Source organism: Chryseobacterium amylolyticum, assembly GCF_051011775.1.
Classification (GTDB): Bacteria; Bacteroidota; Bacteroidia; order Flavobacteriales; family Weeksellaceae; genus Chryseobacterium.
In genome coordinates this window covers 235457-249366 of record NZ_JBPCHX010000005.1, presented here as the reverse complement: position 1 = coordinate 249366, position 13910 = coordinate 235457, and the positions used below count along the sequence as shown (strand labels likewise).

At 34.0% G+C, this 13910-nt stretch carries 18 protein-coding genes and 1 pseudogene; 2 read left to right on the top strand and 17 right to left on the bottom strand.

The genetic code is table 11. The features are described 5' to 3' along the window. Positions 1–133 precede the first annotated feature (133 nt). Positions 134–742: an FMN-dependent NADH-azoreductase gene (locus tag ACR1PO_RS15440; RefSeq protein WP_433987314.1), complete on the top strand. Its 609-nt coding sequence runs from the start codon at positions 134–136 to the stop codon at positions 740–742. Between the two features lie 202 nt (positions 743–944). On the opposite strand, the gene map is transcribed toward ACR1PO_RS15440, so the two are convergent. Beyond that, positions 945–1709, bottom strand: a complete 765-nt coding sequence (map, locus tag ACR1PO_RS15435) for a type I methionyl aminopeptidase (RefSeq protein ID WP_433987313.1) — start codon at positions 1707–1709, stop codon at positions 945–947. Positions 1710–2128: 419 nt separating this feature from the next. Between map and ACR1PO_RS15430 the strand changes: the two genes are divergently transcribed. Beyond that, positions 2129–2533 (top strand): helix-turn-helix domain-containing protein, encoded by a 405-nt coding sequence (locus ACR1PO_RS15430; protein ID WP_433987312.1) that lies wholly within the window; start codon positions 2129–2131, stop codon positions 2531–2533. A gap of 345 nt (positions 2534–2878) precedes the next feature. On the opposite strand, the gene ACR1PO_RS15425 is transcribed toward ACR1PO_RS15430, so the two are convergent. From ACR1PO_RS15425 to ACR1PO_RS15350, 16 genes and pseudogenes are all read right to left on the bottom strand, one after another. Then, on the bottom strand, positions 2879–3262 hold the full coding sequence (locus ACR1PO_RS15425; protein WP_433987311.1) for a hypothetical protein: 384 nt from the start codon (positions 3260–3262) through the stop codon (positions 2879–2881). Positions 3263–3264: 2 nt separating this feature from the next. Continuing rightward, a complete protein-coding gene (locus ACR1PO_RS15420) occupies positions 3265–3456 on the bottom strand; it encodes a hypothetical protein (protein ID WP_433987310.1) in 192 nt (63 codons plus the stop codon). A 55-nt stretch (positions 3457–3511) separates the two neighbouring features. Next, a complete protein-coding gene (locus tag ACR1PO_RS15415; RefSeq protein WP_433987309.1) occupies positions 3512–4210 on the bottom strand; it encodes an RHS repeat-associated core domain-containing protein in 699 nt (232 codons plus the stop codon). A gap of 218 nt (positions 4211–4428) precedes the next feature. Then, positions 4429–5031 carry a hypothetical protein gene (locus tag ACR1PO_RS15410; protein WP_433987308.1) on the bottom strand — a complete coding sequence of 201 codons (603 nt, stop codon included), beginning with the start codon at positions 5029–5031 and terminating at the stop codon, positions 4429–4431. Between the two features lie 12 nt (positions 5032–5043). After that, positions 5044–6033: an RHS repeat-associated core domain-containing protein gene (locus ACR1PO_RS15405; protein ID WP_433987482.1), complete on the bottom strand. Its 990-nt coding sequence runs from the start codon at positions 6031–6033 to the stop codon at positions 5044–5046. 368 nt (positions 6034–6401) lie between these two features. After that, the gene (locus ACR1PO_RS15400) at positions 6402–7391 is read right to left on the bottom strand and encodes an RHS repeat-associated core domain-containing protein (RefSeq protein ID WP_433987481.1); all 990 of its coding nucleotides are present in this window, start codon (positions 7389–7391) and stop codon (positions 6402–6404) included. Between the two features lie 136 nt (positions 7392–7527). Continuing rightward, entirely contained in the window at positions 7528–8064 is a 537-nt protein-coding gene (locus ACR1PO_RS15395; RefSeq protein WP_433987307.1) for a hypothetical protein, read from the bottom strand. Positions 8065–8075: 11 nt separating this feature from the next. Then, entirely contained in the window at positions 8076–9161 is a 1086-nt protein-coding gene (locus ACR1PO_RS15390) for an RHS repeat-associated core domain-containing protein (RefSeq protein WP_433987480.1), read from the bottom strand. 108 nt (positions 9162–9269) lie between these two features. Then, on the bottom strand, positions 9270–9713 hold the full coding sequence (locus ACR1PO_RS15385) for a hypothetical protein (RefSeq protein ID WP_433987306.1): 444 nt from the start codon (positions 9711–9713) through the stop codon (positions 9270–9272). Next, a complete protein-coding gene (locus tag ACR1PO_RS15380; RefSeq protein ID WP_433987305.1) occupies positions 9710–10693 on the bottom strand; it encodes an RHS repeat-associated core domain-containing protein in 984 nt (327 codons plus the stop codon). Before ACR1PO_RS15380 ends, ACR1PO_RS15385 begins: the two co-directional genes overlap by 4 nt. 232 nt (positions 10694–10925) lie before the next feature. Then, on the bottom strand, positions 10926–11255 hold the full coding sequence (locus ACR1PO_RS15375) for a hypothetical protein (RefSeq protein WP_433987304.1): 330 nt from the start codon (positions 11253–11255) through the stop codon (positions 10926–10928). Between the two features lie 95 nt (positions 11256–11350). After that, a complete protein-coding gene (locus ACR1PO_RS15370; RefSeq protein ID WP_433987303.1) occupies positions 11351–11701 on the bottom strand; it encodes a hypothetical protein in 351 nt (116 codons plus the stop codon). 182 nt (positions 11702–11883) lie between these two features. Continuing rightward, positions 11884–12231, bottom strand: coding sequence for an enoyl-CoA hydratase (locus tag ACR1PO_RS15365; RefSeq protein ID WP_433987302.1), 348 nt, complete (start codon positions 12229–12231; stop codon positions 11884–11886). Between the two features lie 104 nt (positions 12232–12335). Beyond that, positions 12336–12695: pseudogene (locus ACR1PO_RS15360) on the bottom strand (RHS repeat-associated core domain-containing protein); the annotation flags it as partial. Between the two features lie 111 nt (positions 12696–12806). Further along, positions 12807–13271 carry a CPCC family cysteine-rich protein gene (locus ACR1PO_RS15355; RefSeq protein ID WP_433987301.1) on the bottom strand — a complete coding sequence of 155 codons (465 nt, stop codon included), beginning with the start codon at positions 13269–13271 and terminating at the stop codon, positions 12807–12809. A 342-nt stretch (positions 13272–13613) separates the two neighbouring features. Beyond that, entirely contained in the window at positions 13614–13910 is a 297-nt protein-coding gene (locus ACR1PO_RS15350) for a hypothetical protein (protein ID WP_433987300.1), read from the bottom strand.

Genomic DNA, 13910 nt, shown 5'->3' with positions numbered 1-13910 from the left:
GTAAAGTATCGGGTGTCTGGCAATTTAAAACCGGGCTTTTCGAACAGAGAATCTGTTAAGTACAGTCATCAGATAAAAATAAACGGATATATGTCCCCTTAATGACACTAAGATCGTCATCAGAATAAAAAGTATGAAGAATATTCTGCACATTATTTCCAGCGCAAGAGGAGAACAGTCTTATAGCAGCCAGCTAAGCTCAGCCATTCTGGAAAAACTATTACAACAGGGTAATATCAATACGGTCACTGTACGGGACCTGGTGAAGGATGCACCACCGTATGCGGATGAAATGTCCATTCATGAGTTTTATAAACATCCGGAATTATACGATGAACAAAGCAGACAGCTTCTTTCATATGCCAATCTGATTGTGGATGAAGTGCGTAAAGCAGATATTATTATCATTGGAACACCGGTTTTCAACCTCGGCATTTCCACACCTCTGAAAGCCTGGCTTGACCAGCTGATCCGGGCAGGAATTACCTATGTCTTTGACGAACAAGGGAATCGTGTGGGCCGGTTTACAGGGAAAAAAGTATATCTTGCTGTTGCTTCCGGCGGCAGACGTACTGAAGGTGCGCCGGATTATATTTCGGCTTATCTCAGGGATGTTTTCAGAAGTTATGCAGGAATTACGGATGTAGAAACCTATCACATTGAGGGAACTATGGAAAACGGATTTACAGCGGATTATGAAAGTGTGCTGAAAGATTTTAATCCTGTCAATGACATTTCTTAGCAGGTTTTATTGTAAACGCAAAGTTTTACATTGCTGATCTCTGAAGATAAGGCGCAAGAAAATTGAAGATTTTCAGCAGGGAAATGATGATATCATTTGATTTGAGAAATTTTATCCCTGATAAAATTCTGGCGCCTTAAAAACAGCTTTATTATATAATTGCGTCTTTGCGGTTTATCAACTATGAGTCAATATCCTTAATTTAATTCAGGATTCCGTTCATTTCGGTTAAAATGATAGGTTTTCCGTCGGTAATTACAATGGTGTGCTCGTGCTGGGCCATGTAACCGCCTTTATTGCCTGCCATAGTCCATCCGTCTTTTAATTCCACAGCAATGCTGGAATCTGTGGAGATAAATGTTTCAACAGCCACCACAGAGTTTTTCTTAAAACGTCTGGAATCAAAACGGTTTCTGTAGTTAAGCAATTCATCAGGCTGCTCGTGTAAGCTTCTTCCTACTCCGTGGCCTGCAAGATTCTTGATAACTTTAAGACCTCTTTTCTTCGCTTCGGTTTCCATCAAATGTCCTATGTCTGCTATTTTTACGCCGCCTTTTATATTGCTGATAGCCTTTCTCAGGATGTCTTTGGATGCCTCCACCAGTTTCTGATGCCCGTGAATATCTTTTCCAATGACAAAAGATCCGCCGTTATCTGCCCAATATCCATCCAGCTCTGCAGAAACATCAATATTGATCAGGTCACCTTCTTTCAAAACCCTTTGATCTGTGGGAATACCATGGCAGAATTCGTTATCTACGCTGATGCACGTCCAGCCCGGAAATCCGTACGTCAGGTAAGGCGCTGATTTTGCCCCGAAACTTTCCAGTATTCCGGCTCCGTATTCATCAAGATCTTTTGTGGTCATGCCGGGCTCAGCATACGCTATCATCTTTTTCAAAGTACAGGCAACAGCTTCACTTACTTTTTGCATTCCGAGCATCTGATCTTCGTTGGTGATTGACATATTTGTTTGTTTATTGTTGAGAACTACAAAGTTAGGAAATTAAAATGTTCCGGGGATGACCTGTTTCCATTTACCCAAATGCAGTTATTGAAAATAAGGTTACCCCCTTCACCAACCCCCTCTACCCCCTTGGGGAAGGGGATATACCCGGTTACATAAGGGGCTGAAGGGTGTTCAGTAACGGTCTCCAGACCGTTCTGTAAGTCCCTGTACCCACTTATCAAAGGGGCTGGAGACCGTTATTGAAGGGGCTGAAGAGACTTACCATAGGGGCTAGAGGGGCTTTATAAGGGGCTGGAGGCAGTTATGAAGTGGCTCGTGATAGTTGTATAACAGCAATGCGGATATTTTACCGGACATTTTTTCACCTTTACTTTACAGAATGTATTATCTTTGAATCTTCACAAATTGATTAAAGAATGGACTACAAAATACATCAGGGAAGAAATGTAAAGCGTTTCAGAGAAATGCTGGGCATAAAGCAGGAAGCATTGGCGCTTGATCTGGGCGACGACTGGAACCAAAAAAAGATCTCTTTACTTGAACAGAAAGAAACCATTGAAAACCAGCTGCTGGAAAAAATATCCGAAGTACTGAAAATTCCCGTAGAAGCTTTTCAGAATTTTGATGAGGAACAGGCTGTGAACCTAATTTCCTGTACATTTTCAGATAATGCAATGTTTAATAATAGAATCGAAGTTCAAAATATTAATCCTATTGATAAAATTGTTCAGCTTCACGAAGAAAAAATTGCTTTATACGAGCGTATGCTGAAGGAAAAGGATGAAATGATGAGCAGACTGGAGAAGCTGCTTGATAAGTAAGAGATTCAAAAATATTTTTAAATAAATAAAAACCACTGCGGATGCAGTGGTTTTGTTATTTGTGACACGAGAGATGCTTTTGGAGCAATTTGTAAAGAAATTACTTATTGGCTCAAGGTCAGGAGACTTTGCGCAGCTGGGGTATTGAAAGCCAATACTCTAATTTATTACCAACACTTGGTAACTCCCATTACTAGATCAATTACCCCTTTGAATTAGAGATGTTTCCTTGTCTCATTTGATATAGTGTATTTGCAATTCCAACAGTACCAACTACTCTTTCTCCCCGTTTTTAAGCTGTTGAAAATTTCCCCTAATGTCTGAGCTGAGATTATTTTTGTAATTTTATTGCTGGATCATTTTCACTATAAATAAATTAATGAATATCAATAACCATGAAAAAATAATTGTTAAAATAATTATTACCCCATTAATTGCTTTATTCTTTTTACTCTCATTAATCCATTTATTTCTTAATATAGGATATTTGCTTTTATATTTTTTCTTATTATAAATCAGAATCCCAACCATCACAGCTAGAAATATAATCCAACTATATTTAATTTTTATATCCTTGAAGAACAATTCCTTCATAAATAAGAAAATATTAATTACAATCCATGCCTGAACAGCTGATACACTTATTAATGCTGTTGTAGCATCGGCTCCATCCCTCTTATAATAAAATTTTGCAACTCTATAATAATGGTAGTCAAAAAAATTTTTCATAGTTATTTATTTAATGAACTAAAAATATTAAAATCAGTACCTAAACGGCTATTATCTATACCAGAAGCAATTCTATCTGTAATAGTAGTTCCTGTAATGATTCCTACAGTTAAGTCTGTAATACCATATGCTATACCTATAGGTCCAGCATATATAAGGCCAACACCTAAAGCAACTTTAGCAATAGTTCCCATCCCATTTTTTTATCTGAAACATCTTCTATTACACTTAAGCCTACCCCCAGATATCCTAATACTTTCCAGCTTTTCCAATTGTTTTTAGATTTGTTGATAAATTTCTCAAAGTACTTATAGATCCCCCTTTTGCTCCAAATCTTAAAAACGCTTCGTATTTGTTTAAATGGAGTCCAGTGTAACCAATTAAAGCAGATGCTGATATAAAGTTACTTTTATCTGCATATCGAACACCTTCAACAAACTCTCCAAAAAAGCTAGGCTCATAAGTAGAAAAGGTTGCTTTATGTATTATCCCAAGTTTTATGTCTGAATAGATGTCGTCACCCATTCTATAAGCATCCTGGGTAGCAGTACCCGTATACCATGTTATTTCAGTATCACCGAAGCTAAGTCCAGACATAGATCCCCCATTTTTAAAGTAATTAAAAACAGATACTGCTTGATTTCCACTGAAATTATATCCATCTCCACTACCTCCGCCGCTATTATCCTGAAATCCATTTGAGGTACTGAATGAATACATAGGTTTGTATGAACCCGGCATATAATCAAACGCTGTGGAAGGGCGTATACTTCCATCTTCATTAATCCATCTTCCATCCGGATCTGTATTAGAAACAGGATTATTGGCCACATAAGCATAAGGACTGGTAGAGGTATAGGCTTCTGCAAGCTGGTCCATCCCGTTCCATCTTCCCAGATCAGGCATATACTGCCTCCAGCCATAATCTAAATTTCCATTGCTCTGCAATTCCTTGCTATATGACCTGTTTTAAGGATTGGTTATGATGTGAAAATAGTTTGCTTTTCACTAATAGCCCCGAAATACCTGATATAATTTTCAATATTTTAGACAGCCTGTTATCTCTTTTTCTGTATCAGCTATCCACAATATCATTTTAAATTGAGATTTTTATTACAAACAGATTTAAAACATCTCATAATAGAGAGGGGCTAAATCTTAATTATTTAAAGAAATTTCCTGATTAAAAAACCTGAAATAAATAAAATAATACCTATTGTAGAAATTATTTTAAATATTTCTATAATAATATTAATTGCTTCACTATTCGAGCTTTTATCATTTTTAACAATAATTTTCTCAAAAAATAGTAATTTAAAATACTGTGAAGCAGTAGGAGAAAAATTGATTTTTTTTAAGTTTATAGCATTATTTATTTCTTCAAAATTATTGTAATGCAATCCCATTAATTTAAAAGAGGTTTTATTCTGTTTATCAACCAAATACACAACATTGTAACTACCTCTGGTTCCAGATTCAGTAATAGTTATTTTCCCAATAAATTCCTCCATATCAAGAGTTTTACCAAAAGGTCTTATAAAAGAATAATATTTCAATTTATTTTTATTAATTTTTATAATCTTTATATGCTTAAGAAAGTTCATTAAAAAATAAAATAAAAAAGCAAATAGTAGTAGAATCAATGTACCTCTAATTTCTCCAGAATATTTCTTTAATATTTTTATAGAAAAAAAAATAAAAGAGAATAAAGGAATAAGCATAAAAATTCCCCAAAAAATACTATTTCCCGAAAGTCTACTTTTTATCATGATTAAATTAATTTAATATAAGCCATCATATAGCTCAAGTTTTCCATATTTATTTGAAACCGACTCATCAATCATATCACCTAATCCCTTAGCTTCTCCATTCATTAAATAGTTTACTCCCATTGTACTCATATCAGCAACAAACCAAACTCCGGCAACGATGGAGCCAACTCCAGTCGTAGAAGCTCCAAGCATAAAGGTATTGATAGCATGAGAAGGTTTAATTTCACCGGACATTACGATGTCTGCAACAAGTAATACTGCCCCGGCTTTTGTTAATTTATCTCCTAAAGCTCTTGCACCCTGGAAGCCTTTTACCTGCTGTCCTCTCCAATATTTCGCTCCAGGATTTTTCCATTTATTTTGCCAAACAAAAGAAACGCCTCTTGTCTTTGTCTGGTGCCATAATTCATTATACTTAAAGAAACCTGTTCTTGGTAAATTTGCTGTAGAAGCTGCATCTACTGCAGTATTTACCCACCAGGTGGTATTGGATGTTGTTTGAGGAACATCAATGTCCGAACCCAAAGTACTTACAAACTTCCAATATCCTGTTCCTAAATCCGTATATCCTGGACCTTCGGAACCACCAGACCAATGATTAAGATAATAGTAACCGCCAAGGCTCCACTTAATACTGTTCCCACTTCCTGATATACTTCCATTCCCACCACGAGTGTCGTTTACTGATAAACTCCTGATCATACTATTAAACTGCTGTGGATACCTGTTCCAGTCTCCCAATTTAACACCATCAACATATTCCCAACCAGAATAAATATTTGGCATGGAATCTTTAAGACCCTGTATCTGAGATGTGTATCTTCCGTCAGGATCAATATACATTGTAGGATTATTGGCAACATAAGCATAAGGACTGGTAGAGGTATAGGCTTCTGCAAGCTGGTCTATTCCATTCCATCTTCCCAGATCAGGTATCAGCATCCGGGCGCCGTAATCATACATCCCGGTTTCCTGAAGTTCTTTGCCGTTGTATCTTATAAAATTAGAGTATTGAAAATCAACACTCTAATTTTATAAAATACATGTTTGGAACATTGCCAGAAGTACAAATAGTTCTACTACAACCCATTACCTTTCGTAAAATCTCTTTTTAATTTATTTTTAAAATCTTCAAAGTTAGCATGAAAAAAATAAGGTGGAGGTGTAGCAAACCGAAATATTAGCTCGTCCATAAAAAAAGCAACTCTTTCCCAACAGTTATCTTCGTATAAATCATAATTATATTTATGGTGTATATTCTTGCTAAATTCAACAAAATCTTTTTCTGTCAAATGGTATTTATTTTTATACAAATTTATGTATTCAAATATTGAAAAGAAGAAATCTCTATACTGATCTATAGTGAGTCATATTCTAAAAATTGTTCCTTTTCCTCTGCTAAAATCAGGAACATTAGGTGGTATTACATCACCATAGCCTACAGTAACGGATAAACCATTTGCGAAAAGAGGTGTTATCATCGTAGAGTTAGAAAGAAGGTTAACATCTCTATCTCTTAAGCCTAGTTTATCTAAGCCTTCTCCAACCATAGGCATACCGTTTACATTTCTCATATTTCTGTATAAATATAAATTTCCAGATTCATCAGCTGGTACATCTGTTGCTACTGTAGTAGGTACAGTTAAAGGTAAATCCCTTGTCCAGTTATATTCTGGATCTTTCATCATGACAGGTGTTAACACAGCTCCTAAAGTTGCTGCTCCCACCGCTACCGAAGTTGCTTCTTCAGCTGAAAAAAATTCTGCAATTCGTATTGGCTCTCCAACCTCTACAATAGGAGTTCTCGAAATGACAGCTCCTTGTGCAATTGTACTGATTCCTGCACCTTTCTTTCCCCCAAACAGCCAACTTATAAATCTTCCTATAACTCCGGGACCTGTACTGTTTCTAGGAGTAGGTCCGCTTCCGCCACCTTGTCCATCATTACCTAAAGCTTCCGTCCTTATCATCGCTCCTCCTTCATCGCGGTAGAATAAAGGCATATTCTGTTCACTAACTGCTGCCAACCCGGTTCTCTGCATAAAGTCTGCTACTGCACTTCCTCTGGTATATCCACCCTGTAAGTTGTCTACGGTAAGTCTGCCATCCGGATCGATAAACCTTATCGGGTTATTATTTCCATAATGGTAAGGGGTAAATCTTCTGGATGATTCTGCTAGTGGATCAATGACTCCCCATCTTCCTAAATCCGGCATGTACATTCTTGCTCCATAATCAAACATCCCTGTTTCCTGAAGCCCTTTACCATTATATTTGTAAGAATAGTAACTTCCGAAACCGGATATACTTAACATTCCAGAAATATGATTAAGCCCGAACGGATAATAATTGTTGATATCTGTAACTTCAAGAGCGCCTGTGCTGTTTCTCGATAAAAAGAAGACTGTAAAACCACTGCAAAAGCAATGGTTTTAATTTATTTAAGACACGAGCGAGACGATCGCACCAGTTTAGGGAATAATTCTCTATACTTTATAGCTCTTCTTTTACATCTTCTATATAAATACCATTTTTGTTCTCTTGCAAGTATTTTTCTAAAAATATTTTTCCTTCTTTTTCAGAACCCAATATAGCAATATATCTCATGCAGGCTATAGCAATAAATGAAGACATATCCTCAGTTTTCAATAATAATATTGGATAAGTAGCTTCAAAAAAAGTCGTTAAAGTTTCTTTATCTTCAAAAAACAAAGGATCACAATAAAAAATGTCAATAAATGAATATATGACAAACCCATCCTCTTTTTTTATAAAATCAGATATATTATGCAAATAAAAAGAAACTAGTTTTTTGCGTATAAAGAATGATATTTCATCCTGATTATATCCAAACAACTGATAAATCTTGATAAAATCTAAAACTAATAATGGTAATTCCTTTTTTGTTGTATTAGCATAATTTTCATATTCAATTTTAAAAGTTTCAAGATTGGAATTGTAATATTTTCTATATTGCTCACTGATACTAACCAAATCATCATCAGTCTTTTTTAATAATTCTTTTAACATATTTATTTTTATTATTTGTATCTTATAGGTATAGGAGGTCCCATTAATCTAATATTGAAAATATTAACATTAGATCCATAAAATCCATAATTTGTTCCTCCAAGTTCAACTTTCTTTATAGGTAAACCTAACTTTTCGGAATAGGCTCCAGTTACCCCTGGACCATGTGGTAAAGAGATAGAGTTAAGAAGATTGGTTGTACCTGGTTGCATGGTGTATTGGACTATCAAATCATATTTATCTTTTTTGCTAAAACCGTTTAATGCTCTTTCTGCATACTCCAAGCGATCTGTAACAAATGGACCTTCTCCTCTATAATTTCCACTTTGGTCGCTTTTCTGTTGTAAAAAACCTCCAGTACTTAGATATTCTTTAGAAGACATTGCTCTATAAAAATATTCAAATTCTGGCTCTGATTCATCAGCCGTTGTTGTAACAGGAATATCAATAGCACCCGTAATCGGTTTAGAATTTGCAGAAAAACCACTGTCTCCATTAAGCATTAAAGGTAAACTCCATACACCTGCTCTTGTAAGACCTAATACAACAGCATCTAAACTTGCTGAAGAAAGTATTCCTCTAAATGTTACATTTCCTATTTCCAAAGCAGGAATTCTGGAAATGGCAGCCCCAGGTACAATTGTACTAGTTCCTGCTCCTTTATCTCTGCTAAATAATTTTCTAAGAAAAATACCTGCACTTCCCCAAAAACCAGGTTTGGGCCCAGAACCACCTCCATCATTGTTAAGAGAATTTATAGCGGATAAACGGTAATTTAAAGCTCTTCCCTTGCTATTCATCATCCCTCCCCAGTTATTGGTGAAGGTTCCGTTATTGTTATTGGTCCATGTGGTGCCCGATGCTGAACTGCTGATCTCATCCATAAAAGCCTGTGAAAGCATTCCATTAGGATCAATCTTCAATACAGGATTATTCATCACATAGGCATAAGGACTGGTAGACTGATATGATTCTGAAAGGACGTCCATCCCGTTCCATCTTCCCAGATCAGGCATATACTGCCTCCAGCCGTAGTCTAAATTTCCATTGCTCTGCAATTCCTTGGTGTATTCATTATATTGTAAGGATTTGGTTATAACCTAAAATAATCTGTTTTTTACCAACATATTGAGAACATTATTCTATTACCAGATGCAAATGACAGTTGGAATTTGTGTCAATGAAGCTAAAATGTTACGCATTATTTATTTAATTTTTATGAACTCATATTTAAGCATTTCATCAGGGTCACCATCCCATAAAAAAAGATTCCAAGGAGGATTATTTCCCTTAATACCCTGTCCTGAAATATATAATATAATTTCACCTTTTATATTTTCTTTTGGCAAATTATATGTTATTTTAATTCCATTATCTATATTATCAATAATACCACTTTCTGCATTTTCTAAAAATACCCAAGTCCCTTCTGCATTCAATTCTTTATTTTTATTTTTTGGAAAACTGCTAATTTTATAATAATCAATGCTCTTCAGGGTGCAAGTTCCATTTGCATTTAGATTAATGAAAGCATTATCAGAAGACTTCCATGTACCTATAAAATCATTTTGTTTTGGTTTAACCTCATTACAACTGTATAATAGAATTAATCCCATTATAATTAATAAATAATTTAATTTTGTTTTCATTTTATATATAATATTTCTTGCCAATTAAATGATTGAGTAGTTTTCGAGCCCCAACCTGTTTTAAATTTTTCATTAATAAGGTTTCCTGCTGTTTGCTGCCAAATTGGAAGATATCCAAGTATAGGAGGTCGAGATGCTGATTGCATTGTAGAGGAATTTTCAACATTAAATGATACCACTACGGTATTATTATATGCTGCTGCTATATATTTTAAATTGTAAGAACCTAAGTATGTCACGGTTAAATTTCCAGTCAAACCACCTGTTAATAGTGTTGAATAATCTTTTAAGTAAAGTCCGACTCCCATAATTCCTCCTAATTTATATGGATTTGAACCTTCTAGAGTAGTTTCCCCATCAGCTATTTTAGCCAAGATTACATCTCTCGTGTTCTGTACATGTGAGTGCTTCTTCAACATTTCGGTCATTAAATCTCCATTTGTAAAATCTCTATGTCGCGGCCCTTTTCCTGAAATCCATTCTACACCCAGCTCCCAAGGAGTTATTTCTTTATTTGATGGAAAATTTTCACTTACAAACTTCCAATATCCTGTTCCTAAATCCGTATATCCTGGACCTTCGGAACCACCAGACCAATGATTAAGATAATAGTAACCGCCAAGGCTCCACTTAATACTGTTCCCACTTCCTGATATACTTCCATTCCCACCACGAGTGTCGTTTACTGATAAACTCCTGATCATACTATTAAACTGCTGTGGATACCTGTTCCAGTCTCCCAATTTAACACCATCAACATATTCCCAACCAGAATAAATATTTGGCATGGAATCTTTAAGACCTTGTATCTGAGATGTGTATCTTCCGTCAGGATCAATATACATTGTAGGATTATTGGCAACATAAGCATAAGGACTGGTAGAAGTATAGGCTTCTGCAAGCTGGTCCATCCCGTTCCATCTTCCCAGATCCGGCATATACTGCCTCCAGCCATAATCTAAATTTCCATTGCTCTGCAATTCCTTGCTATATGACCTATTTTAAGGATTGGTCATGATGTGAAAATAGTTTGCTTTTCACTAATAGCTCCGAAATACCTGATATAATTTTCAATATTTTAGACAGCCTGTTTTCTCTTTTTCTGTATCAGCTATCCACAATATCATTTTAAATTGAGGTATTGAAACCAATACTCTAATTTATTACCAACACGTTTGGCACATTACCTAAATATGCTTATTTCTTTAATTTCTAATTGGATTCTGAATTGTTTTCAGTGGGAGATGTAAAATCAAAAAATATTTCTGAAAAATCTTCATTAAAGAAAAATATTCTGCTAACATTATCTTTTCTAACAACAACAAGTTTTATACATTGAATAAGCTTTTCTTTAACTATAGATAAGTTTATTAAAACTTTGGATGTTAATTCTTTTATGTTTTTATTTTTAGCTAATTTATTTCTTCCTTTATAAGACATAATCATATCATCCAACAATAAAGCATGATTTGAGTATGAGATTTCAAAATCTTTTAATTGAGGATCATATTCTTTTATTTTAGAATAAATTAATTCTTTCATTTCTCTACTAACAATTTATTTTATTGTCCAGCTATAGGATAGCATATTATACTTAAAGACGCAAGTACGCTCTTCATTAACGAAGGATATTATTTTTATTGATTGATATCCCGCCATAATATTCCTAATATTTGGGTCTCTTTGTCATTGATAAATATGGTGAAATCCTTTTTGTTATAATCAAAGTTGCTAATAATTACTTTTTTACTATTAAATTGATTAAGATTATTTAATAACTCATCATAGCCTTGAATTTTTAGACTTTCATTTACAGTATTATTGATTTTATTTCTTACTGTATATATAGAATTTGCTTTATTTTTATCAATAAGAATATATTCAAGTTTATCTATGGACTTTAAATAATTATATATGGTCGCACATACATAATTATCACTTTGCTTTTTAAATAAATTTAATATTTTTTGAAAATTGCTTGTTTCCATTTATTTTACGACTATTGGTGTTCCTCCTATTACTATTCTAAGAATCAACATTTCTTGTTCATATTTGCCACTACTTTATAATTTTAGATCATAAAACCACTGAAAAACAGTGGTTTTAATTAATTTAGGATGCGAGCGAGACGATCGCGCCAGTTTAGGGAAGATTATTACCATCAATCGATTCAATTTATTAAGTTACCATTTTCATCAAATTCACTTTCTAAATACCCAATCACTTTTTCATAGTTGGCACTTAGATAATACATTCCAGAATAATTTTCACCTTGAATAGTTACCCCCTTTAATACAATTCCAGAATCATTTTTTAATCCAATAAGTAATTTACGTATTTGTTCTGCAAGCTTATAGTTTTTTTGATTGATAGCTATCCCTTCTCTAATACTATATACCCCAATCATATTCTCCCTGTCAAATCTTCCATTACTCAATTTTATATGATAATTCTTAAATTCTCCTTTTATATTGATACTTTTTTTTATTAAATTAAAAATCTCTTCTTCTGTTTTCATTTTATGGCTTTATATGTTCTACATTAGCTCTTATTACTGGTCCAAAAATTAACCATTCGTTTTCTTGCATTCTTTTTCCTGTCTCTGAAACATTAGGAATAGCATTAAACGTTTAGATAAAATGACTCCTGGTGCTTTTCCCATAGCTGTTGCAAAATCTCTGGCAGTTGATTTACTTGTTGTCCAAGATGTAAAAACAGAATAATTATCACTTCCAGCGTGTGTTTGGCCCAGAACTGTTGGTACATCTGCCTGCCGTTGGTAAAACCTGGAGTTCTTCCTGAAGTGTCAATTGAACCGTCCTGGTTAAACCATTTGCCATCTACATCAAACCGTAAAACCGGGTTGTTGGCAACATATGCGTAAGGACTGGTAGAAGTATAGGCTTCTGCCAGCTGGTCTATTCCATTCCATCTTCCCAGATCCGGCATATAATCTCTCCAGCCGTAGCTGTACATGCCGGTTTCCTGAAGTCTTTGCCGTTATATTTTAAAATTAGAGTATTGAAAATCAATACCCTAATTTATTATCAACACATTTGGAACATCCCCACCCAGCTTGAGAAAGGATTTAAACTAAATATCTTTATAATACTTAAGTACAGCTTCTTTATCTACAAATTTCAAAAATTGATCTGAGATGGCACCTTTTGTCTTAAAGTTATCTCTTGCCTCTTTTAATGTCATATGGTTAACAGAGCTAGTTTTCATATCATTCATATTCCCATCGTCTTCCCAAAAGCAAACTGGACAAATTTGATAATTCCCTTTTTCAAAAATTGTTCTGAAATTACAACAAGGGCATGGATTTAGTTTTTCTACAACTCCAATAACAGTAATAGGTAATTGATATAAAGTTTTAATTTTTTCTTCAATATAAGAAGCTTTTACTCCAATATATTTTTCTTTTAAATATTCGAAGATTTCTTCTTTCTCAATTCCTTCGTTTTCAATGAATTCTTCTCGTTCTTCCTCCGTCATTCCTGAAAGTTCATGTAATGACAGTATGTTTATTACCGTATTTAATTCTATTTTTATCATACTTTTTATTTTGCTAGACCAGCCGCTAAATCAAGAACATCCTGGAAAGGAGTCGTACTTATATTAGGGTTTGCTTTATAGAACGTTCTGATCTCTCTTAAGTCCACTCTTCCAACAAGAATTTCTGTGTATTGCTGTTAAATTTAACTAAAAATTTACCCACAGCTTGTTCCTGAATATGTTCACTGGTTTCATCAGCAAAATTTTTCGATAGTTTTTAAATATTGATCTTGGCTATAATAACTCAACTTTACATTTTTACTAATATTTTTAAAATTAGAGTATTGAAAATCAATACCCTAATTTATTACCAACATGTTGGAACATTACCAAAATGGAGTTTTATTTTTCTTTTTTAAATAAATTATATTCTCTAAAGAAAATATCAATAGAGTTTAAATTTTCCCTTTTGCTTATTATATCTATAAAATCAGCCCAAGTTGTATTGTTTTCAAGATTAAATTTATTCTGTAACCATATGTAAAAATTCGATCTAAAATCATCTTTAAAATTCTTGTCTTTAGCATATTCACTTACAAAAAAACCTCCTAAAAAAGTTTCTAAAAAAAATACATCTTTTTCACGAAAGTAGATTTGAGGCCTTTTCTCAATATATTGCAATAATTCTTCTATATCCAT